The following is a 21,123-nucleotide window of genomic DNA, read 5'->3' on the forward strand; positions in this document are numbered from 1 at the left end:
AACCGATTCAAGCTCTTGCGGCAAGTTGACGGCAGAGTGGGTCCCGGCTCTCCGCTTCGCTGCGGCCGGGAATGCGCCGGGAGATCGGCAACCGCTCGCGGCTTCGGGTATTCCTCCGACACCGCCTACCCACCGTGCCGGTCAAACGCGAAGCCTAGCCGACCCGGGTCGGATTGCGGGCTATAGTGTCGGGGCGGGCGGAGGCCCGTTGCGTCGCCGGTGGCGACGTCATCGCTGTTCAGACGGGAGCCGACGCCGCCGATGATCCGGATTTCGACCGCCATTCTGGCCCGAGTCCTGCGGCACGATCCGGCCTACGGCCTGTCGACGCTGCATTTCGCCGACGGGGAACTGCGCGTGCCGCAGGTCGCGCTCGACCCCGGGGCCGGCGTGCGGATCGCCATCGATGCGCGCGATGTGGCGCTGGCGCTGACGCGGCCGATGGATGTCTCGATCACCAACCGGCTACCGGGAACCATCGCGGCGGTCGAGCCCCTGGCGCTGCCCTATGTGCGGGTCGCGCTCGATCTGGGCGCCACCCGGCTCGACGCGCTGGTGACGGCCGAATCGGTCGAGCGGCTGGCGCTGGAGCCGGGCTTGCACGCCTGGGCGATGATCAAGACCGTGGCGATCGAGCCGGCCATGATCAGTCCGGCCGATCTGCCGCCGCCGCGTCCCTGGCCGTCTCCGTGATGGCGGCCGTGGGGGGAACGGCCGCCTCGAAGCGCCAGTCCAGGCTGGCGACGATCTCGTCCAGCGCCCGGGCGGTGGTGGCGTTGGCCCGGCGCTCGGCCGAGCGGTAGAGGGCGACGAGGCGGCGGCCGAAATCGGTCACCTCGGCGCCGGCCTGGCGCCGGCCCGGGAAGGTGTCGACCACCCGGCTCTCGAACATGCGGTTGAGCGCGTCGACCATCAGCCAGGTCTTGCGGTAGGACTGCCCGAGCGCGCGACCGGCCCCGACGATCGAGCGTTCGCGGGCGATCATCTCGATCAGGGCGATGTCCTCCGGGCCGATCCGGCCGCCATGCGGCAGGTCGACGGTCAGCGACACCCGCGCGGCGGCGGGTCCGGTCTCCGGCGTGGCATAGACGTCTCCCATGGCGCCGACTATGCCGCGCCGGCCGGCGCCAGGGAAGCCGGCATTCAATAGAGGACCGTGAAGCCCTGCTTCTCGTAGGCCTTGCGCGCGGCGGCCGAACGCATGAAGGCCAGGAAGGCGGTACCGTCCGCTCCCGCGTCCTTGACCAGGGTGGCCGGGTAGAGGATCGGCGTGTGCGATTCGGGCGGGAAGGTGCCGACCACGGCGACATTCGGGTCGGCGGCTGCATCGGTCTGATAGACGATGCCGTAGGGGGTCTCGCCGCGCGAGACCAGCAGGAGCGCAGCGCGCACCGATTCGGCCTCCGCCAGCTTGCCCTTGACGCCGTCCCAGGCGCCGAGCTTTTCGAGCGATTCCTTCGCGTAGGTACCGGCCGGCACCGACGCCACCGCACCGATGGCAAGACGGCCGTTGCCGAGGAATTTGCCGAGGTCGAAGCCGGCCTTGATCTCGATCGGCTTGGCGACGTCCTTCGGGGCGACCAGAACGATGCGGTTGCCCAGGATATCGGACCGGGACGCCGGTTCGATCAGCCCCTTGGCGGCGGCATAGTCCATCCATTTCTGATCGGCGGAGACGAACACCTGGGCCGGTGCGCCCTGCTCGATCTGGCGCGCGAGCGCCGAACTGGCCGCGTAGGAGATCGCGACCTTCTTGCCGGTCTTTTTGGTGTAGTCCGCCGCGATCTCGTCGAGGGCGTTCTTCAGGCTGGCGGCGGCGAAGACGACCACGTCGCCGGATTGGGCGACGACCGGGCGGGACGGGATGGCGACGGCGACCGCCAGGGCGGCGAGACCGGCGATCAGGGAGCGGCGCAGAATCGACATCGGGGATAGTCCTCCGGCAAAATCATCCGCGGCGGGCTGGATTCCGCCGGTCAGCTCTATACGATCGTGCACGGCTTGAGCCGGAATGCAATATCGTTTGCGATATAGGACGACCCGCCAGCATGATCGAATTCAGTGCAGAGGAATGGACCGCGATCCTGCTCAGCCTGCGGGTGGCCGGGGTTGCGACACTGGCGAGCCTGCCGGTGGCGATCCTCGTCGCGGTCGTGCTGGCGCGCGGCCGCTTTCCCGGCCGGGCGCTGGTCGACGGCCTCATTCATCTGCCGCTGGTGCTGCCGCCGGTCGTGACCGGCTATCTGCTGCTCATACTGTTCGGGCGGCGCGGCCTGTTCGGGGCCTTCCTGGCCGAGCATCTCGGCATCGTACTCTCCTTCCGTTGGACCGGCGCGGCATTGGCCGCCGCCGTGATGGGCTTCCCGCTGATGGTGCGCGCCATCCGGCTGTCGCTCGAAGGCATCGACCCGCGGCTCGAGCAGGCCGCCGGCACGCTCGGGGCGGGCCGGATCGCCACCTTCTTTCTGGTCACGCTGCCGCTGGCGCTGCCCGGCATCGTGGTCGGCGCCATCCTGGCCTTCGCCAAGGCGCTCGGCGAATTCGGCGCCACCATCACCTTCGTCTCCTCGATTCCGGGCGAGACGCGCACGCTCGCCGCGGCCATCTATGCCGCCACCCAGGTGCCCGGCGGCGACGCCCAGGCGTTCCGGCTGACGCTGGTCTCGGTGGTGATCGCGCTGATCGCCCTGGTCGTCTCCGAGGCGCTGCAGGCGCGGGCGCGCCGCCAGACGGGTTTGATCGCATGATCCGCTTCGAGGCCGACCATCGGCTGGCCACCGGTGAGGCGGGGTTCCGGCTCGAGGCCCGCTTCGAGAGCGCGGCGGCGGTGACGGCACTGTTCGGCGCCTCGGGGGCCGGCAAGACCACCGCCATGCGCATGATCGCCGGCCTGATCCGCCCGGATCGCGGCCGCATCGAGGTCGACGGCCAGGTGCTGGTCGATACCGAGCGGGGCGTCTTCCTGCCGCCGCGGCGACGGCGGATCGGGCTCGTGTTCCAGGACGCGCTGCTGTTTCCGCATATGAGCGTGCGGGCCAACCTGATGTTCGGCCGCTGGTTCGCCCCGCGCGGCAGCCGGGCCGTCCCCTTCGAGCCGGTTGTCGCGACGCTCGGCATCGGCTCTCTGCTCGGCCGCCGGCCGGCCAGCCTGTCGGGCGGCGAGCGCCAGCGGGTCGCGATCGGCCGCGCGCTGCTGTCGAGCCCGCGGCTTCTCCTGATGGACGAACCGCTGGCCGCGCTCGACCGGCCGCGCAAGCTCGAAATCCTGCCGCTGATCGAGCGCCTGCGCGACGAATTCGCGATTCCCATCGTCTATGTCAGCCATGCGGTCGAGGAGGTGGCGCGGCTGGCCGGCCATGTCGTCGTGCTCGATCGCGGCCGGATCGCCGGCGAGGGGGCGCCGGATCGCGTCTTCGGGCTCGCCGCCACGGCCGGGGTCGACCGGTTCGATCTGGTCTCGGTGCTGACCGGTCGCGTCGATGCCTACGAGCCCGCCTATGGGCTGACGCGCATCGTCCATCCGGCCGGCACGCTGTGGCTGCCCGGACCCGCCGGCGAGCCGGGGCGCGAGCTGGCCATCGTGGTCCGGGCGACCGACGTGACGCTCGCCGCCGAACCGCCGCCGGCGCGGATGAGCGTGCGTTCGGTCCTTTCCGGCACGATCGCGGCGCTGCACCCGACCGATCAGGCGCTGGCCCGGGTCGAGATCGCATTGCCGGGCGGCGGCACGCTGGTCGCCTCGGTCACCCGCATGGGCCTCGCCGCGCTCGGCCTCGGCCCCGGCGACACGGTCCATGCCCTGGTCAAGACCGTCTCGCTCGACGAGCGGCCGGTCTTGGGCGCGGACGGGCCGTCGGCGGGCTGAAACGGAGCGCCGAGAAGGTGCCGTTCAGGGCCGCCAGGCGTCCTCCTTGGCGGCCGGAACCTCGCTGGCTTCGGCGGCGGTGTCCGAATCGATCGCGCGGAGTAGGGCGCGCAGCGTCTTCTCGACGTTCTCGCCGCTCGCCGAGGACAGCTGGATCGGCACGCGCCGGGCCGCCTTCTTGAGCGCGGCGACCTTCTCGGCGCGCTCCTCCTCGGTCAGTGCGTCGCATTTGGACAGGGCGACGATCTCCGGCTTCTGCGCCAGACCTTCGCCATAGAGCTTCAGCTCGCGCCGGACGATCTTGTAGTCGCGCACCACGTCGTCCGAATTGGCATCGACGAGGTGCAGCAGCACGCGGCAGCGCTCGACATGGCCGAGGAAGCGGTCGCCGAGGCCCTGGCCCTCGTGGGCGCCCTCGATCAGGCCGGGAATGTCGGCGAGCACGAATTCGCGCGCATCGACCCGGACCACGCCGAGGCCGGGATGCAGCGTCGTGAAGGGATAGTCGGCGATCTTCGGCTTGGCGGCGGTGACGGTGGCCAGGAAGGTCGACTTGCCGGCATTGGGCAGGCCGACGAGGCCGGCCTCGGCGATCAGCTTCAGGCGCAGCCAGAGCGCCTTCTCCTCGCCGTCCTGGCCCGGATTGGCATGGCGCGGCGCCTGGTTGGTCGAGGACTTGAAATGGGCGTTGCCGAAGCCGCCATTGCCGCCGCGCGCGAGCAGCACGCGCTGGCCGACCTCGGTCAGGTCGGCGATCAGGGTCTCGCCGTCCTCCTCGAGCACTTCGGTGCCCTTCGGAACCTTCAGCGTGATAGACGGCGCATTGGCGCCGGCGCGGTTGCGGCCCATGCCGTGGCCGCCGGTGCGCGCCTTGAAATGCTGCTGGTAGCGGTAGTCGACCAGCGTATTGAGGCCTTCGACGCATTCGACCCAGACATCGCCGCCGCGCCCGCCGTCGCCGCCGTCCGGGCCGCCGAACTCGATGAACTTCTCGCGCCGGAACGAAACGCTGCCGCCTCCGCCGTCGCCGGAGCGGACATAGACCTTGGCGGTGTCGAGAAATTTCATCGTTTCGTCTCTTGCCAGCGCCTGCGGGTCAGGCGCGTGTCGATATGGGTCACGGTCGTGTTGCGGGCGAGCGAGAAGACCTCGCTCTGGCCGATCACCTCGAAGCCCGCCCGCCGCTGGATGGCGAGCGAGGCCTCGTTGCCGGCGAAGATGCCGGAGCCGACCCGCGTCAGACCCAGCGTCCCGAAGCCGTGGGCGAGAACGGCGGCGACCGCCTCCGTCATAAGCCCGCGCCCCCAATACGGCGGACCCAGCCAGTATCCGAGCATCGGCAGTGCCGACAAGCCGGCAAGCGAGATTCCGCCGGCCAGCGCACCGTCGACCTCGATGGCAAGACCGAGCTTGTCGGGGAAGCCGCCGCCGAGCGTCTTCTCCAGGAAGCTCCGAGCATGCTCGGGCCCGTAGGGATGCGGCACCAGCGCGAGCCAGCGCGCCACGTCGAAATCGGCCAGAAAGGCCGTCATCGCCGGCGCGTCGTCCCAATCGTAGGGCCTCAGCCGCAGCCGGGCGGTCTCCAGGACCGGTCCGGCGGCGCTGCCTCCGGACGCCGCCCCGCCGACGGCCCGGCCGGGGCCGTTCACGACAGCGCCCCGGCGAGGTGCGACGCCGTCGCCTCGCGGCGCGCCACCGAGGCATCGCGCCAAGCCCGCAACGACTTCCAGACCGGCCGCTCGATCCGGAACCGGTCGACCGGGACCATGCCGCGCAGGAACAGGGACGGACCCATGCCCTGGCCGGCATACTGGAAGCCGCTCTTCTCCAGAACCCGGCGCGAGGCGCCGTTGGTCACCCGGCAACTGGCCGAGACCGACGGTGCGTCGAGCCGGTCGAAGGCGAGATCGACCATCGCCTGGGTCGCTTCCGTGGCATAGCCGAGCCCCCAATGGGGCCGCCCGATCCAGTAGCCGACGACGAAGCGCTCGCCGTCGCGCGGCATCAGGCTGGCGGTGCCGATGAAGCGACCGGCGTCGTCCTTGGCATAGATGCCGAAATTGACCCGCAGCGGCGACACGTCGGTATTGTCGATGAAGGCGAGCGCGTCCGCGACCGAATAGGGGTGCGGCATGCTCGACAGGTTCTCGGCAATGGCGATGTCGTTGGCGAGTTCGGCCAGCCGCTCGGCGTCGTCCCGCGTCGGCTGGCGCAGCACCAGTCTCGCGGTTTCGACGATCAGGCTGGCCAAGTCCTCGACCGGACTTGTCGGATCGGTCCTGTCGCTCATTCCTGGATCCTCCGGACGGAGTGATGGGGGGCGAAAACGAGTTGGAGGGGGGATGGTGCCCCATCACCCCCTCCGTCGCCCCCATCCGGGGATTTCAGGAATTCAGCGGAGCTCTGATCCGCCGGGGTCTTGGGACACCGGCGGAAGAGAGGTCATCTCGCCGGGTTACTCCGCTGCTGCTGCCATATTCGGCGCAACGGATACGTAGGTTCGGCCGTTGGCTTTGGCTTGGAAGAGAACCTTGCCTTCGACGATGGCAAAAATCGTATGATCCTTGCCCATGTCGACGCCCTGGCCGGGATGCCACTTGGTGCCGCGCTGGCGCAGAATGATGTTGCCCGGAATGACGGCTTCGCCGCCGAACTTCTTGACGCCGAGGCGACGGCCGTCGGAGTCGCGGCCGTTGCGGGACGAACCGCCAGCCTTCTTATGAGCCATGATCGAGCTCCTTCACTTCGTCTGCGGGCGGTCCGGCCGGTCTCGGCGGTCACGCATCCGCGGGTGGATAACAGATCGGCGCCACACTAGCCCCGACATTCGGATTCGACAACCCGCGCAAGGCGCGGATCGGGTCTCCGTTCTGCGCGCGCCCTCCCGGGAGAGCCGCGCAGCCGGAAGGCGAGGCCGGTCGCCGGATCCCTGGCCATCGGGCCGGAACCCGTCCCGCCTCAGGCCGCGGCGATGCCGGTGATACGCACGACCGTCAGCTCCTGCCGATGTCCCTTCTTGCGCTTCCAGCTCTTGCGGCGGCGCTTGACGAAGGCGATCGTCTTGTCGCCGCGGGTCTGTTCGACCACGATGCCGGTGACGGACGCGCCCGCCACGAAGGGCGTACCGATTTCGGTGCCGACCATCAGCACTTCGCCGAAGGTGACGGTCTCGCCGGGAGCGGCTTCGAGCTTTTCGATGGTAACGACGTCTTCGGCGGCAACCCGATACTGCTTGCCGCCGGTCTTGATGACCGCGAACATTGTGTAGTCCCTGTCTGAACGGCTGCCCCGCAGGCTGCGAGGTTCCGTTTTGCTTCGCGCGTCCTTCGGCGCCGTCCCGGACCCTGGTGTTTCGCCCGCCCCCATGGGGCGATCGAAACGGGGTCGATCCGTCCGGTCGAGGCCGGCGGAGGAGAACGGACTTGACGGCCATGCCGGCGAACCGGCGGCCAAGCCTCGAACAGCGCAATGAGCCGGGCTTGCGGCCCGGCTCTCGCGAATGGGGGCGTTATATCGAGGGATCGGCCGAAGTCAAGGAATTCGGCCGGAATATCGACCGCGCTCGGCGTGATGCGGCCTGTGGCGAGGATGGAGACATTGCGGCGCCGGGACGGGTGTTGCCGCAGCGGGCCGGCGGGGGCCGGCGCCGCGCGACCGGCTTCAGCTCTTGCGCTCGGCGATGGCGTCGAGGCGGCGCTGCATGTCCTCCATCTGCTGCTTGAGGCGGTCGAGCTCGTTGGGCTCCGGCTTCTCTTCCGCGCGCGCCTTCGGAACCTCGGTGGCGGTGCCGGAAAAGGGCATGAACATGCGCATGGCGCGCTCGAACATCTCGGTATTGCGCCGGACCTGGTCCTGCATCGCCTCGAAGGCATTGTTGCCGAAGGCCTGGGTCATGTGATCGCGCAGCTTGCCCTGTTCGCGGGTCAGGCTGTCGATGGAGAATTCGAGGTAGCTCGGCACGAGGTTCTGCATGGAATCGCCGTAGAACCGGATCAGTTGCCGGAGGAAGGCGATCGGCAGCAGGTTGGTGCCCTTGTTCTCCTGCTCGAAGATGATCTGGGTCAGCACGGACCGGGTGATCTCGTCGCCCGACTTGGCGTCGAAAACCACGAAATCCTCTTCGCCCTTCACCATCTCGGCGAGATCCTCGAGCGTCACATAGGTCGAGGTGCCCGTATTGTAGAGCCGCCGGTTGGCGTATTTCTTGATTATGGTCGGTTCTTTGGTCTTGGTCATCGCGGTCAGTCCAGCCCCCCGGGTCTCGACGAATTCGGTCTCGACGGATTCCAGTGATCGGCGTTCCTCGCTGGCGACGGCCCGCCCGGGCCATGCGGGCGATGCGGCACCGGCCGGCCGTCCGCCTTTGTGGCGATCCGGCCTGCCGAACCCTCCTCCCGATCGCCTGGATCGGGATCCCTCGGAGGTCCGGATGTCTGACATTATGAAGTTTCTCTCGCAGGGGCCACAAATTTTCTCGCGCCTGCGAAACCGTGCCGCTGTAGTCGGCCGCCTCGGGAGAACTGCGCATCGGTCGCCGCCCCCCGACGGATTGCTGACCTCAAGTCGCGGGACCTCGGATTGACACCGGGATCGGCCATGTCTCTATTGCGCGGGACTGCCGGATCGCCCTCGGGGACCCCCTGCCGTCCGGCTTCTCGGATCAAGGACTTCAACCCATCTCGGAGGAACATGCGATGGCTAAAGACGTCGTCATCGTCGCTGCCGCCCGCACCGCAGTCGGCAGCTTCAACGGTTCGCTGGCCAGCCTGCCGGCCCATCAGCTCGGCGCCATTGCGATCAAGGCCGCGCTGGAGCGGGCCAAGGTGGAGGCCGCCGAGGTCAACGAAGTCATCCTCGGTCAGGTGCTCGCCGCCGGCCAGGGCCAGAACCCGGCCCGCCAGGCCGCCATCGCGGCCGGCATTCCGAAGGAGGCGACCGCCTGGGGCCTCAACCAGCTGTGCGGCTCGGGCCTGCGCACCGTCGCGATCGGCATGCAGCAAATCCTGACCGGGGATGCCGACATCATCGTCGCCGGCGGTCAGGAATCCATGTCGATGGCGCCGCATGTCGCGCATCTGCGCAACGGCACCAAGATGGGCTCGCTGGAGATGGCCGATTCCATGCTCCGCGACGGCCTGATGGACGCCTTCCACGGCTACCACATGGGCAACACCGCCGAGAACGTCGCCAAGCAGTGGCAGCTGACCCGCGCCGCGCAGGACGAGTTCGCGGTCGCCTCGCAGAACAAGGCCGAGGCCGCCCAGAAGGCCGGCCGCTTCAAGGACGAGATCGTCCCGGTCGTGATCAAGGACCGCAAGGGCGACAAGATCGTCGACCAGGATGAGTATATCCGCGCGGGTGCGACGCTCGACGCCCTCGGCAAGCTGCGCCCAGCCTTCGACAAGGAAGGCACCGTGACGGCCGGCAACGCCTCGGGCATCAATGACGGCGCCGCCGCGCTGGTGCTGATGTCGGCGGAGGAAGCCGCCCGGCGCGGCCTGACCCCGCTCGCCCGCATCGTCTCCTGGGCGACCGCCGGCGTCGATCCGGCGATCATGGGCACCGGCCCGATCCCGGCCTCGCGCAAGGCCCTGCAGAAGTCCGGCTGGACGGTCGACGACCTCGACCTGGTCGAGGCCAACGAGGCCTTCGCGGCGCAGGCCTGCGCGGTCAACAAGGACATGGGCTGGAACCCGGACATCGTGAACGTCAACGGCGGCGCGATCGCGATCGGCCATCCGATCGGCGCGTCCGGCGCCCGCGTCCTGGTCACGCTGCTGCACGAGATGCAGAAGCGCGATGCCAAGAAGGGCCTCGCCACGCTGTGCATCGGCGGCGGCATGGGCGTCGCCCTGACGGTCGAGCGCTGATCGGGCGGGTTCTCCCGCACCGGGCTTCGACGGGGGTGGCGCCATCGTGCCGCCCCGTTCCAATGTCCGGCAATCCGATCCGCGACTTTCGTCGGACGCCTTTTGTCCGACGCCGAATTGCCACCTCGACAGTCCAAAGAGTGACCGGCTATTGACCGGCTCCGATTTCTGAACGGGAGAAATGTCATGGGTAGGGTTGCACTGGTCACGGGCGGTTCGCGCGGCATCGGCGCTGCGATCTCCAAGGCCCTCAAGGCCGCCGGCTACAGCGTCGCGGCGAGCTATGCCGGCAACGACGAGGCGGCCGCCAAGTTCACGGCCGAGACCGGCATTCCGACCTACAAGTGGGACGTGGGCGATTTCGACGCCTGCACGGCCGGGATTGCCAAGGTCGAGGCCGAACTCGGCCCGGTCGACGTGCTGGTCAACAATGCCGGCATCACCAAGGACGGCTTCTTCCACAAGATGACCAAGGAGCAGTGGTCCGCGGTCATCCGCACCAATCTCGACGGCCTCTTCAACATGACCCGTCCGGTCATCGAAGGCATGCGGGCGCGCAATTTCGGCCGCATCATCGTGATCTCGTCGATCAACGGTCAGAAGGGCCAGGCCGGTCAGGCCAACTACTCGGCCGCCAAGGCCGGCGACATCGGCTTCATCAAGGCGATCGCCCAGGAGAACGCCTCCAAGGGCATCACCGCCAACGCCATCTGCCCCGGCTACATCGCCACCGAGATGGTCATGGCGGTGCCGGAAGAGGTCCTGAAGACCCGCATCCTGCCGCAGATCCCGGTCGGCCGCCTCGGTCAGCCCGAGGAGATCGCGCGCGCGGTCGTCTTCCTCGCTTCCGACGACGCCGGCTTCATCACCGGCTCGACCCTGTCGGCCAACGGCGGCCAGTATATGGCCTGACGGCGGCTGCGGGCCCGGTCCGCAACTGGGCTCCTGTCGCGGCAACCGCTCGCCCGGAAGGGCGGGTCGTTTCCGTGTCGGCCGGTTGGCCGGTACCATGCGATCGATCGGCCCGCTGCGGGGAGCCCCGCGGCGGGCCGACGCGTTTCGGCCGGCGAGCCGGCGCCGCCCGACGGCCGATCGTGACCGGGATCGGTCCCGTTCGGTAGCGGCATTGACCTCCCGTTGTGACTCCGTGATAATGCACCGCATCCTCATCTTCGGATCAGTGCGAGGGATACACATGAGAGTCGCGATCGGTCTCGCCACCGGACTCATGGTCCTCGGGATCGCCGGCGGAACCGCCGTGGCGGGCAACTCGACGATCAACTATGCCGACGGGACGAAGGCCCAGGTGATCACCAGCCCGACCGGAACGATCGTGCTGCAGTTCGACCGCAAGGGCGCGCGGGTCGGCAAGCAGACGCTGCCCGATGCCGGCGCCGCGGCGCATCTCGGCGTCGTCCAGCGTCTGAGCAAGCCGGGAAGCTCCGTCGTCCACAACCCCGAATAGGCGCGCGAGGCGAGGGGCGTATGCTCGCCCTTCTGACCTTCGGCGATGCCGGGGATTGCCGCCGCCTCGTGCTGCAGGCCGAGGGCGGCCGGTCCAGTGCGTGAGACCGGGCGATCCCGAGCTTTCGAGCCGGCCCGCTCCTGCGACCCGCAGGGCGGGCCGTTTCCCTTTCGCACCGCTGCGCCTATGCTGGAACCGGTTCGACGAGGGCAGTCATGGCGGAAGCTGTCGAGCAGGAGCGCCCGATCACGCTGGCGGAATTCGAGCGGCGGGCTGCCGACGCCGCCGACGGTCTTCGTCTCGAACTGGTCGACGGCCGGATCGTGATGATGTCCAATCCGACCGAGACCCACGAGCAGATCGTCTCGAATTTGGGCGCGCCGCTGAAGCTCGCCATGGATGACCGGAATTGCCGGACCTCTCTCGGCGGCATGCGGGTCCAGGCCAATGACGATCTCGGGCGCTTCGACGGATGCCGTCCGGATATCGTCGTCCGCTGCGGGCCTCGCGGCGACCGCACCTGGATCACCGATCCGGTCGTCGTGGTCGAGGTGCTGTCGCCGTCGACCATGGACGTCGACCGCGGTCGCAAGCTGTGGTTCTAAAAGTCGCTGGCCAGCGTCTCGCATATCCTTTTGATCTATACGGATCAGATGCGTGTCGAACACTACCGGCGCGCTGGCGGCGATTGGTCGATGGAGGTTCTGACCCGGCCCGGCGACGATCTCGTGCTCGATGCCGTCGCGTACCGGTTCGACCTCGGGCGCATCTATTTCGATCTTCCGATCGGTTGATCGCCCCCGCCGCCTGGGCGACGGGCGGACGACAGCCGGCCGGACATCGCAGAGGCGGACGTGCCGAAGGCGTTGCGGCGTCGGCCCGGCTGAGGGCGGCGCCGGTTCGGGCCGCCGGAGCGCTTTCCCGTCCATCGGACGATTTCCTCCGAACGCGAATTGCTCTAGAGCCTGTCCCGTCTGGATCGAAGCGATCCAGACGAAAAGGACTGGCTCAGGGTGTTGATGCTGGAGCATTTCCTGATGGATCGGATGATTCCATCCGATCCGGAAATGCTCTAGGGATCGGCCCAGTCCCGCCGGAGGCCGCCGTTTATGTCGTCGATCCTGCCCCATTCCGCCCGCGGTCCGGAAGGCCGGACGCCGATCGTGTTCCTGCACGGTTTCGCCGGTTCGCGCGAGACCTGGCTCGGCCAGCAGATCGCGCTGGAGACGCGCCGGCGTACCATCGCGTTCGATCTGCCCGGTCACGGCGCCGCGCTCGACTGGCCGGAGATCGGCCATGCCGGCATCTCGGCCAAGGCGGTGATCCAGTCCCTGTCGGCGATGGGCATCGAGCGCTTCCATCTCGCCGGTCATTCCATGGGCGGGGCGACGGCAGTGCTGGTCGCCATGAAGCTCGCCGAGGCGGAACGGGTCGCCAGCCTGACCCTGCTGGCGCCGGGCGGCTTCGGCGACGAAATCAACCAGCGCCTGCTGCGCCGCTTCGCGGTGGCAGTCGCCGAACACGAGATCCATGCGCTGCTGGAGCAGTTCTTCGGCTATGAGCGGCCGGTGCCGTTGGAGATCGCCCGCCACATGGCGGCCGAGCGGCGCGACCCGCGCGTGACGGCGGCGCTCGCCCGTATCGTCGAGGCGATCCTCGACGGCGAACGCCAGAAGAGCTTCGATCTGTCCCTTCTCGGCGGCCTGCCGCATCCGGTGCGGCTGATCTGGGGCAACCAGGATCGCGTGCTACCGACCCGGCAGTCGCGCCGCGCGCCCGGCACGGTCGGCGTCCATGTCTTCGCCGGCGTCGGGCACATGCCGCATCTGGAGGTGCCCCGGGAGGTGACGCGCATCCTGGTCGAGACCTGCGCCGCCGAATGAACCGGACCGGCATGGGCGACCCGGATCGGCGCTCCTGCCCCGTCGAAGCCGGGGGAGCGTACTGAAATTAAGGATTCCGACCGGTCGGATTCGTTTCAAGTTGAACTAAAAAGTCTCTTCAGACAGTGTCTGCCGCCGGGATCGACGTCGATGCCGGCGGCAAGGTCCCGATCCGCTCCCGATGCTTGAACGCAGCATGGCAGGCAACCGGCCTTTCGACGTGAGACGAACCACCGCTCTGGAAGGCCGCGCGACGTGATGGTCATCGCATGCATCGCCCTTGCCCTGGTCGGCATGGCGGCCGGACTTTACCTCAAGATCAGAGGTTTGGCGGCGTTGGCGCTGCTGGCGCTGATCGTCGCCCTGCCGGTCTCCGCCCTGCATGGCGAGACCCTCGGCGGCACCATCCTCAATCTGATCGCATTCCCGATCGCCGTTCAGGTCGGATATTTCGTCGCCCTGGTGATGCGCGCCCTGCGCGCCAGCCCGCAGGTCAGTCCGGACCGCACGCGGTCGCCGTCCGATCGCGTCGGCCTGCACATCAGGCCGTTCTGATCGTCCCGCAGCGCCGAACGCTGGGGAGCGCGGGCGCCCGCGTCCCCCAGCGTTCCGACGTCCGTCACGGGCAGGGATTGGTGTGGCGCAGGTGGATCGCGTCGATGGCGGCTTCCAGTTCGGGGCTGATCGTCACACCCGTGGCGCCCATGCAGGTGGTCAGCTGGGCCATCGTGGTGGCGCCGAGAATGACCGACGTCACGAACGGCCGGGAGACCGCGAAGGCCAGTGCCATCTGGGCAGGGTCGAGCCCGTGCTCGGCAGCCAGATCGCAGTAGGCGGCGACGGCGGCGTCGGCATGCGGGGTCTCGTAGCGCTGCAGCCGGTTGAACAGGGTCTTGCGCGCGCCGACCGGCAGGGCGCCGTTGCGGTACTTGCCGGTCAGGTAACCCTGCGCCAGCGCCGAATAGGCGAGCAGCCCGACCTTCTCGCGCAGCGCCACTTCGGCCAGATTGACTTCGAAGGTCCGATTGACCAGCGAATAGGCGTTCTGAATCGACTGCACGCGGGCCGCACCGCTTTGCGCGGCCGCACCGAGCCAGCGCATCGTGCCCCAGGCGGTCTCGTTGGACAGGCCGATATGGCGGATGCGGCCGGCCTTCACATGCGCGTCGAGCGCGTCGAGGCTCTCCTCGATGGCGGTCTCGTCGGCGGCCGGTTCCGGCGTGCGCCAGATCACCGGGTTGGAGCCGAACTGCGGCACCGGGCGCTCGGGATAGTGGACCTGATAGAGGTCGATATAGTCGGTCTGCAGCCGCTTCAGGCTCTTGTGCACGGCTTCGTCGATCTGCCGGCGGGTCAGCCGGGTCGGCGCACCGTCGTCGCGCAGCCAGCCGTTCGGGCTGCGGCCGCTGACCTTGGTGGCCAGGACGATCTTGTCGCGGTTGCCGCGCGCGGCCAGCCAGGTGCCGATGATCCGTTCCGTCGAGCCCTGCGTCTCGGGCTTCGGCGGGATGGCGTACATCTCCGCCGTATCGATGAAATTGATGCCGTGATCGAGCGCGAAGTCGAGCTGCGCGTGGCCCTCGGCCTCGGTGTTCTGCTCGCCGAACGTCATGGTGCCCAGACAGAAGGCGCTGACCATCAGCCCGGTCGTGCCGAGCGGGCGATACTCCATGGCGCCGGGCGCCAGCAGGCCGGTTTCAGTGCGGATATTCATGCGTCGACGACTCCGGGTGGTCGGTGGCGGACCGTCACGACCGTCGTGTCAGGGCACGGCCGATCAGGTCCTCCACCATGGGCAGGATGCGACCCACGATCAGATCCACGCCGGCGCGGTTCGGGTGGATTCCGTCGGGCTGGTTGAGGCGGGGATCGAGGACGACGCCCTCGAGAAAGAACGGATCGTATAGAGCGCCGTGCTTTTCCGCCACCTCCCGGAAGAGGGGGTCATATGCGTTCGCATAGGCTTCGCCCATGTTGCGCGGCGCGCGCATGCCGGTGACCAGGACCGGCATGCGGGCGGCGAGGCGGCCGACGATCTCGTCGAGCGCTGCGCGCGTGGTCGCCGGGGGCAGACCGCGCAACGCGTCGTTGGCGCCGAACTCGACGATCGCCGCATCCGCGTCCTCCGGTGTGGACCAGTCGAGCCGGGCGAGGCCCTGGTCGGAGGTGTCGCCGGAAACGCCGGCATTGATCACTTCGACGTGATAACCCTTCGCCTTGAGCGCCGCCTCCAGGCGGACCGGAAAGGCGTCGCCGGGCGGCAGGCCGTAGCCGGCGGTCAGGCTGTCGCCGAGTGCGACGATGCGGACCGTCCGGGCGGCGGGCGCGGCGGCCCATCCGGGGCCGGTGGCGGCTTGGCCGAGCGTCGCCAGGCTGGCCAGGGCGGCGAGAACGCTGCGGCGGGACGGGGTTGCGGTCATGGAAAAGACTCCGGCCTGTCATCTGGATCCCGGGCGGGCGCCTCCCATATGAGCCCGCTGAGGCCCCGCGACCAGGGGCGTCCCAACTGCGGAGCTTCGCTTTTGTCCGAACCCCTCGTCGACCTTGCGGATCTTCGCCTGACCCTCGGCAAGGGGGCCGTCGCCGTCGAGGTGCTGAAGGGGGCCACGCTCGCCGTCGAGGCGGGCGAATCGGTCGGCATCGTCGGGCCCTCGGGCTCGGGCAAGTCGACCCTGCTGATGGTCATGGCGGGTCTGGAGCGGGTCCAGTCCGGCCGGGTCCGCGTCGCGGGCGCCGACCTCTCGGCGATGGACGAGGACCAGCTGGCACTGTTCCGCGGCCGGCATGTCGGCATCGTGTTCCAGTCCTTCCATCTCGTGCCCAACATGACCGCGTTGGAGAATGTCGCCGTGCCGCTCGAACTGGCCGGCATCCCGCAGGCCTTCGAGCGGGCGCGCACCGAGCTGGCCGCGGTCGGTCTGGCGCAGCGGACCGGGCACTATCCGGCCGAGATGTCGGGTGGCGAGCAGCAGCGGGTCGCGATCGCGCGCGCCCTGGTCGGCCGGCCCGCCATCGTCATCGCCGACGAGCCGACCGGCAATCTCGATGCCGCGACCGGCCGGCAGGTTGCCGACCTCCTTTTCGCCAAGCAGGCCGAGCGCGGGGCGACGCTGGTGCTGGTCACCCACGACGCCGCGCTCGCCCGCCGCTGCGCGCGCATGGTCCATGTCTCGGGCGGCCGGATCGTGGCCGGACCCGACGCGACGACCGAAGCCGGGGCGGCGGCGTCGGGAGCGGCCGCGGCCCTGTCGGCGACCGGGGCGTGATGCGGCGATGACGGCTCTGCTTGAGAGGCTCCGGATGTTGATGTCGCCGTCCGCCGACCGGCATCCGCGTGCGGCTGGCGCGCCGGGCGGCGATCGGGGCGTCGCGGCCGCCCAATCCTTCGCGGCGGCCCAATCCCTGGCGACCGCGCTGCGCTTCGCCCTGCGCGAACTGCGCGGCGGGCTCGGCGGGTTCCGCATCTTCATTCTGTGCATCGCACTCGGCGTGGCGGCGATCGCCGGCGTCAACTCGGTGCGCCGCGCGATGACCGAGACCATCGCCGAGGAGGGGCAGAGCATCCTCGGCGGCGACCTCGCCTTCGCGCTGGTCAACCGCGAGGCGAGCCCGGCGGAGGCGGCCAGCATCGGCCGGCTCGGCACGGTCTCGGTCGCCGCGACGCTGCGCGCCATGGCACGCAAGGGCGACGGCGTCGACCAGACGCTGGTCGAGATCAAGGCGGTCGATGCCGCCTATCCGCTCTACGGCCGGCTGGAGGCCGAGACGGCCGGCGGCGTGATCGCGGACGACGCGCGCGGGTTGCTCGCCCGCGACGGGCGCGGCCGCTACGGCGCGCTGGTCGAGGTGCCGCTGATGGTCCGGCTCGGCCTGGCGATCGGCGACGAGATTTCGGTCGGAACCGCGCAATTCACCGTGGCCGGGGTGGTCCGGTCCGAGCCCGACAAGGTCGCCGGCGGCGTCGGCTTCGGGCCGCGGCTGCTGATCGGGGAGGCCGCATTGCGCGAGACCGGGCTTCTGCAGCCCGGCAGTCTGGTGCGCTGGCACTACCGGGTGAAGCTCGCATCCCAGGTCGCCGACGAGGCCGGGTTGCGGGCGCTGGCGAACGGAATCGAGACGGCCCATCCGGATGCCGCCTTCGAAACGCGCAGCCGCGCCAATGCGGCACCGAGCCTGAAGCGCAACATCGATCGCTTCGCACAGTTCCTGACCCTGGTCGGGCTGACCGCGCTGATCGTCGGCGGCGTCGGTGTCGCCAATGCGGTCAGGGCCTATCTGGACGGCAAGCGCGACGTGATCGCGACGCTGAAATGCCTCGGCGCGTCCGGCAGCTTCGTCTTCCGGGTCTATTTCCTGCAGATCCTGGCGATCGCCGGCCTCGGCATTGTTGCAGGCCTGGTTCTCGGGTCGATCGCACCGCCGATCGCCGGCTATTTCCTGTCCGGCGTGCTGCCGATCGGCGCGCGCGCCGTGCTCTATCCGGCCGAACTCGGCCTTGCCGTCGCCTATGGGTTCCTGGTCGCGGTCGCCTTCGCCAGCATACCGCTCGGCCGAGCCCACGACGTTCCGCCGACGGCGCTGTTCCGCGACGCCGTCGAGCCGGACCGGCGCCTGCCGCGGCCGCGCTATCTTGTGCTGGTCGGCGCGGCGCTCGCCGGCCTCGCCGCCCTGGCACTGGGGCTCGCCGAGGACCGCGTCGCGGCGCTTCTCTATCTCGCCGCGCTCGGCGCCGCCTTCGGGCTCCTGCGCCTCGTCGCCATCGGCGTGATTGCGCTCGCCGCCCGGATGCCGTCGCCGCCTTCGGCCGAACTGCGTCTGGCTTTGCGCAACATCCACCGGCCCGGCGCGCCGACTGGGTCGGTCGTGTTGTCGCTCGGCCTCGGCATGACGCTGCTCGTCACCCTGGCGCTCGTCGACGCCAATCTGCGCGACCAGATCCGCCAGCAATTGCCGAAGCATGCGCCGAGCTTCTTCTTCATGGACGTGCCCAACCGCCAGGTGCCTGAGTTCAATGCCCTGGTGCGGCGCGAGGCCCCCGATGCCCAACTGGTCGACGTGCCCATGCTGCGCGGCCGGATCGTCGCGCTGAAAGGCGTGCCGGCGGCCAGCGTGACCCCGGCGCGCGAGGCGGCCTGGGTTCTGACCGGCGACCGCGGCATCACCTATTCGGACAGCCTGCCGGAAAACTCCCGGATGGTCTCGGGCTCCTGGTGGGCCAAGGACTATGCCGGCCCGCCGCTGGTCTCCTTCGAGGAGGATATCGCCCGCGGGCTCGGGCTTGCCATCGGCGACAGCGTGCGGGTCAACGTGCTCGGCCGGGAGTTCGAAGCGAAGATCGCCAATTTCCGCCGTCTGCAATGGGAGACGCTCGGCATCAACTTCGTGATGGTGTTCTCGCCCAACACCTTCCGCGGGGCGCCGCATTCCTTCCTGGCCACGGTCACCTGGGCGGATGGCGGCACGGCCGACAAGGAGGTCGACCTCCTGCGCAAGGTCACCGCGGCCTTCCCCGTCGTCACTACGATCCGCGTCAAGGACGCCCTGCAGGCGGTCGACGATCTGGTCGGCAAGCTCGCCGACGGGGTCGGGGCGGCGGCCGGCGTGACGCTGGCGACGGCGGTGCTGGTGCTTGCCGGCGCACTCGCGGCGGGCCAGCGCCGGCGTATCTACGACGCCGTGGTCTTGAAGACGCTCGGGGCGACGCGTCGGCGCATCCTGACCGCCTTCGCCTTCGAATATGGCCTCGTCGGCCTCGCTGCGGCGCTGTTCGGCCTTGTCGCCGGCAGCGCGGCGGCCTGGATGGTCCTGTCCAGGATCATGGGCCTGACCTTTGCGCTGGATGCCGCCGTGGCGATCGGTTCGGTCGCCCTGGCGCTGGCGGCCACGCTCGGATTCGGCCTCTACGACACCTGGCGGGCCCTCGGCGCCAAGGCGGCCCCGGTGCTGCGCCATTTGTGACGAAGTCGGTGACGGCTGTCATCCGATCAGGCCCGGGTGGGCGCGAATTCCCATTTCCGCCGAGACTGTTGACCTTGCGCGAGGAATGGGCCCCAAGATGATATTTTCCTGACCGATGCCGCTTGCGGAGGAACGCAACCCCTCCCATATTGTCGATGACCGCCGCCTCCTGATGCGGTGGACCGTATCGATTTCGAAAGGATTTCACCGATGTCGAACTTCGGGAACCAATACGCGCGGTTCGGCTCGACCGTGGCGCGCCCGGATGCCCAGGCCATCGATCAGGGCCTGCGCTCCTACATGCTCTCGATCTACAACTATATGACGATCGGCGTGGCCGTGACCGGCCTTGCGGCGTTCTTCATCTACACCCTGTCGATCACCACGCCGGGCGCGGCCGATGCCGTGCAGACCCTGCGCGGCGGTGTGGCGCTGACCCAGTTCGGCTACACGCTGTTCGTCAGCCCGCTGAAGTGGGTGATCATGTTCGCGCCGCTCGGCCTCGTGCTCCTGCTGGGCTTCCGCGTCCAGTCTATGAGCGTGGCGGCAGCGCAGGGCGTGTTCTGGCTCTACGCGGCCCTGGTCGGCGTCTCGCTGGCGACCATCTTCATGATCTACACGCACGCTTCCATCACGCGCGTGTTCTTCATCACTGCCGCCACCTTCGGCGCGCTGTCGCTCTACGGCTACACGACTTCTAAGTCGCTGTCGGCCTGGGGGTCGTTCCTGTTCATGGGTCTGGTCGGCATCCTGATCGCCAGCATCGTGAACATCTTCCTGGCCTCGTCGGCGCTGCAGTTCGCCATCTCGGTGATCGGCGTGCTGGTCTTTGCCGGCCTGACCGCCTACGACACGCAGAAGCTCAAGGAAGAGTATATCTACGCTCTCGACGGCGCCGATCAGGCCACCATCGGCCGCTCGGCCATCATGGGCGCTCTGACCCTCTACCTCGACTTCATCAACCTCTTCACCATGCTGCTGCAGCTGTTCGGTCAGAAGAACGACTGATCCGGGACGCCGCAGTCGGAAGGCATCCGATGACGGGGCGCGGTCCGCAAGGGCCGCGCCCCTCGCATTTCGGGGGGCCGCGTTCCGCATCGCGCCGGGGCGGTGCAAGGCTGCCGCGCCCGGTGCGACCGTTGCATGCGTGTCGTTGGCCCGCTAGGCCTGCGGGATGAACGCACGCAGCCTCGGTCTTGGCCTGATCCCGGCCCTCTTCGTCTTCCTGTGGTCGACCGGATGGGTCGCTGCGCGCTATGTGACGCCCTATGCCGATCCGCTGACCTTCCTGGCGGTGCGCTTCGGCCTCGCCGCCGTGCTGATCGGCACCTACGCGCTGACCTTCGGCGCCGGCCTGCCGCGCAATCCGCGCTTTATCCTGCATGCGCTGATCACCGGCGCGCTGCTGCACGGCCTCTATCTCGGCGGCGTCTGGTGGGCGATCGCCCATGGCATCCCGGCGGGCCTCTCCGCCCTGATCGCATCGGTCCAACCGCTTCTGACCGCCCTGCTGGCACCGCGCCTGCTCGGCGAGATGCTGACCACCCGCCGCAAGCTCGGCGTTGCGCTCGGCTTCATCGGTCTGGTGGTCGCGCTGTCGCCGAAGCTCGCCGGTCTCGGCTCGGACCACGTCGCCGGCGTCCTCGGTCCGCTCGCCGTCAATCTGGTCGGCATGGTGGCGGTGACGGCCGGCACCTTCTGGCAGAAGCGATTCCTGCAGGGCGGCGACCTGCGCACCATCGCGGCGCTGCAATATTGCGCCGCCTTCGCGACCGTGGCGCCCTTGGCGCTGGCCACGGAATCCTTGCGTTTCGAGCCGACCCCGGAGCTGTTCTTCGCGCTGGCCTGGTCGGTGCTGGTGCTCTCGATCCTGACCATCGCGCTTTATCTATTCCTGATCCGGCGCGGCGAGGTCTCGCGCGCGGCCGTTCTCATCTACCTGGTGCCGCCGGTTTCCGCGCTCCAGGCCTGGGCTTTGATCGGCGAGGTCCTCAGTCCGATCCAGTTCGCCGGAATGGCGGTCACGGTCGCCGGGGTGGCGCTGGCCTCCGGCCGCGGCTGATCGGCACGCCTCCCCCAGAA

Annotated in this window: 24 protein-coding genes; 14 read left to right on the plus strand and 10 right to left on the minus strand. The window is 69.0% G+C overall.

The features are described from left to right. Positions 1 to 261: 261 nt before the first annotated feature. Positions 262 to 693 (plus strand): TOBE domain-containing protein, encoded by a 432-nt coding sequence (locus KL771_RS16345; protein ID WP_261969614.1) that lies wholly within the window; start codon positions 262 to 264, stop codon positions 691 to 693. Here KL771_RS16345 and KL771_RS16350 read toward each other — a convergent pair. Continuing rightward, positions 647 to 1,099: a winged helix-turn-helix domain-containing protein gene (locus tag KL771_RS16350; RefSeq protein WP_261969615.1), complete on the minus strand. Its 453-nt coding sequence runs from the start codon at positions 1,097 to 1,099 to the stop codon at positions 647 to 649. The two genes, KL771_RS16345 and KL771_RS16350, sit on opposite strands and share 47 nt — an antisense overlap. A gap of 44 nt (positions 1,100 to 1,143) precedes the next feature. Continuing rightward, positions 1,144 to 1,926: a molybdate ABC transporter substrate-binding protein gene (gene modA, locus KL771_RS16355; RefSeq protein ID WP_261969616.1), complete on the minus strand. Its 783-nt coding sequence runs from the start codon at positions 1,924 to 1,926 to the stop codon at positions 1,144 to 1,146. Between the two features lie 122 nt (positions 1,927 to 2,048). On the opposite strand from modA, the gene modB reads away from it, so the two are divergent. Together modB and modC are read left to right on the plus strand one after the other, a co-directional pair. After that, positions 2,049 to 2,747, plus strand: a complete 699-nt coding sequence (modB, locus tag KL771_RS16360; RefSeq protein WP_261969617.1) for a molybdate ABC transporter permease subunit — start codon at positions 2,049 to 2,051, stop codon at positions 2,745 to 2,747. Beyond that, complete coding sequence (gene modC, locus KL771_RS16365; protein ID WP_261969618.1) at positions 2,744 to 3,865, plus strand: molybdenum ABC transporter ATP-binding protein; 1,122 nt, start codon at positions 2,744 to 2,746, stop codon at positions 3,863 to 3,865. Before modB ends, modC begins: the two co-directional genes overlap by 4 nt. A 24-nt stretch (positions 3,866 to 3,889) precedes the next feature. Here the strand turns inward: modC and obgE are convergent, their stop codons facing one another. The 6 genes from obgE to phaR all read right to left on the minus strand — a co-directional run bounded on the left by obgE (position 3,890) and on the right by phaR (position 8,101). After that, positions 3,890 to 4,933 carry a GTPase ObgE gene (obgE, locus tag KL771_RS16370; protein WP_261969619.1) on the minus strand — a complete coding sequence of 348 codons (1,044 nt, stop codon included), beginning with the start codon at positions 4,931 to 4,933 and terminating at the stop codon, positions 3,890 to 3,892. Further along, the gene (locus KL771_RS16375; protein ID WP_261969620.1) at positions 4,930 to 5,514 is read right to left on the minus strand and encodes a GNAT family N-acetyltransferase; all 585 of its coding nucleotides are present in this window, start codon (positions 5,512 to 5,514) and stop codon (positions 4,930 to 4,932) included. The genes obgE and KL771_RS16375 overlap by 4 nt, the downstream gene beginning before the upstream one ends. Beyond that, entirely contained in the window at positions 5,511 to 6,155 is a 645-nt protein-coding gene (locus tag KL771_RS16380) for a GNAT family N-acetyltransferase (RefSeq protein WP_261969621.1), read from the minus strand. The genes KL771_RS16375 and KL771_RS16380 overlap by 4 nt, the downstream gene beginning before the upstream one ends. Positions 6,156 to 6,320: 165 nt before the next feature. Next, positions 6,321 to 6,593 (minus strand): 50S ribosomal protein L27, encoded by a 273-nt coding sequence (rpmA, locus tag KL771_RS16385; protein ID WP_054360030.1) that lies wholly within the window; start codon positions 6,591 to 6,593, stop codon positions 6,321 to 6,323. Positions 6,594 to 6,823: 230 nt separating this feature from the next. Further along, the gene (rplU, locus tag KL771_RS16390) at positions 6,824 to 7,126 is read right to left on the minus strand and encodes a 50S ribosomal protein L21 (protein ID WP_261969622.1); all 303 of its coding nucleotides are present in this window, start codon (positions 7,124 to 7,126) and stop codon (positions 6,824 to 6,826) included. A 399-nt stretch (positions 7,127 to 7,525) separates the two neighbouring features. Then, positions 7,526 to 8,101 carry a polyhydroxyalkanoate synthesis repressor PhaR gene (phaR, locus tag KL771_RS16395; RefSeq protein ID WP_054360032.1) on the minus strand — a complete coding sequence of 192 codons (576 nt, stop codon included), beginning with the start codon at positions 8,099 to 8,101 and terminating at the stop codon, positions 7,526 to 7,528. Positions 8,102 to 8,559: 458 nt separating this feature from the next. On the opposite strand from phaR, the gene KL771_RS16400 reads away from it, so the two are divergent. The 7 genes from KL771_RS16400 to KL771_RS16430 all read left to right on the plus strand — a co-directional run bounded on the left by KL771_RS16400 (position 8,560) and on the right by KL771_RS16430 (position 13,638). Beyond that, positions 8,560 to 9,735 (plus strand): acetyl-CoA C-acetyltransferase, encoded by a 1,176-nt coding sequence (locus KL771_RS16400; protein WP_261969623.1) that lies wholly within the window; start codon positions 8,560 to 8,562, stop codon positions 9,733 to 9,735. Positions 9,736 to 9,921: 186 nt separating this feature from the next. After that, positions 9,922 to 10,647: an acetoacetyl-CoA reductase gene (gene phbB, locus KL771_RS16405; RefSeq protein ID WP_261969624.1), complete on the plus strand. Its 726-nt coding sequence runs from the start codon at positions 9,922 to 9,924 to the stop codon at positions 10,645 to 10,647. A 283-nt stretch (positions 10,648 to 10,930) separates the two neighbouring features. Further along, positions 10,931 to 11,200, plus strand: a complete 270-nt coding sequence (locus tag KL771_RS16410; RefSeq protein ID WP_261969625.1) for a hypothetical protein — start codon at positions 10,931 to 10,933, stop codon at positions 11,198 to 11,200. Positions 11,201 to 11,415: 215 nt separating this feature from the next. Further along, positions 11,416 to 11,805, plus strand: coding sequence for a Uma2 family endonuclease (locus KL771_RS16415; protein ID WP_261969626.1), 390 nt, complete (start codon positions 11,416 to 11,418; stop codon positions 11,803 to 11,805). A gap of 48 nt (positions 11,806 to 11,853) precedes the next feature. Beyond that, a complete protein-coding gene (locus KL771_RS16420; RefSeq protein WP_261969627.1) occupies positions 11,854 to 11,994 on the plus strand; it encodes a hypothetical protein in 141 nt (46 codons plus the stop codon). A 315-nt stretch (positions 11,995 to 12,309) separates the two neighbouring features. Further along, positions 12,310 to 13,083: an alpha/beta fold hydrolase gene (locus KL771_RS16425; RefSeq protein ID WP_261969628.1), complete on the plus strand. Its 774-nt coding sequence runs from the start codon at positions 12,310 to 12,312 to the stop codon at positions 13,081 to 13,083. A 255-nt stretch (positions 13,084 to 13,338) separates the two neighbouring features. After that, positions 13,339 to 13,638: a hypothetical protein gene (locus KL771_RS16430; RefSeq protein WP_261969629.1), complete on the plus strand. Its 300-nt coding sequence runs from the start codon at positions 13,339 to 13,341 to the stop codon at positions 13,636 to 13,638. 64 nt (positions 13,639 to 13,702) lie between these two features. On the opposite strand, the gene KL771_RS16435 is transcribed toward KL771_RS16430, so the two are convergent. Further along, positions 13,703 to 14,755, minus strand: coding sequence for an NADP(H)-dependent aldo-keto reductase (locus tag KL771_RS16435; protein WP_261969892.1), 1,053 nt, complete (start codon positions 14,753 to 14,755; stop codon positions 13,703 to 13,705). Between the two features lie 76 nt (positions 14,756 to 14,831). After that, positions 14,832 to 15,503 (minus strand): arylesterase, encoded by a 672-nt coding sequence (locus KL771_RS16440; RefSeq protein WP_261969630.1) that lies wholly within the window; start codon positions 15,501 to 15,503, stop codon positions 14,832 to 14,834. Positions 15,504 to 15,605: 102 nt separating this feature from the next. On the opposite strand from KL771_RS16440, the gene KL771_RS16445 reads away from it, so the two are divergent. From KL771_RS16445 to KL771_RS16460, 4 genes are all read left to right on the plus strand, one after another. Then, a complete protein-coding gene (locus tag KL771_RS16445; protein WP_261969631.1) occupies positions 15,606 to 16,349 on the plus strand; it encodes an ABC transporter ATP-binding protein in 744 nt (247 codons plus the stop codon). Positions 16,350 to 16,389: 40 nt separating this feature from the next. Then, entirely contained in the window at positions 16,390 to 19,041 is a 2,652-nt protein-coding gene (locus KL771_RS16450; protein ID WP_261969632.1) for an ABC transporter permease, read from the plus strand. 210 nt (positions 19,042 to 19,251) lie between these two features. Then, the gene (locus KL771_RS16455) at positions 19,252 to 20,049 is read left to right on the plus strand and encodes a Bax inhibitor-1/YccA family protein (RefSeq protein ID WP_261969633.1); all 798 of its coding nucleotides are present in this window, start codon (positions 19,252 to 19,254) and stop codon (positions 20,047 to 20,049) included. A 166-nt stretch (positions 20,050 to 20,215) separates the two neighbouring features. Further along, positions 20,216 to 21,103, plus strand: coding sequence for a DMT family transporter (locus KL771_RS16460; protein ID WP_261969634.1), 888 nt, complete (start codon positions 20,216 to 20,218; stop codon positions 21,101 to 21,103). Positions 21,104 to 21,123: the final 20 nt, after the last annotated feature.

Source organism: Prosthecodimorpha staleyi (genome assembly GCF_018729455.1).
Lineage (GTDB): Bacteria > Pseudomonadota > Alphaproteobacteria > Rhizobiales > Ancalomicrobiaceae > Prosthecodimorpha > Prosthecodimorpha staleyi.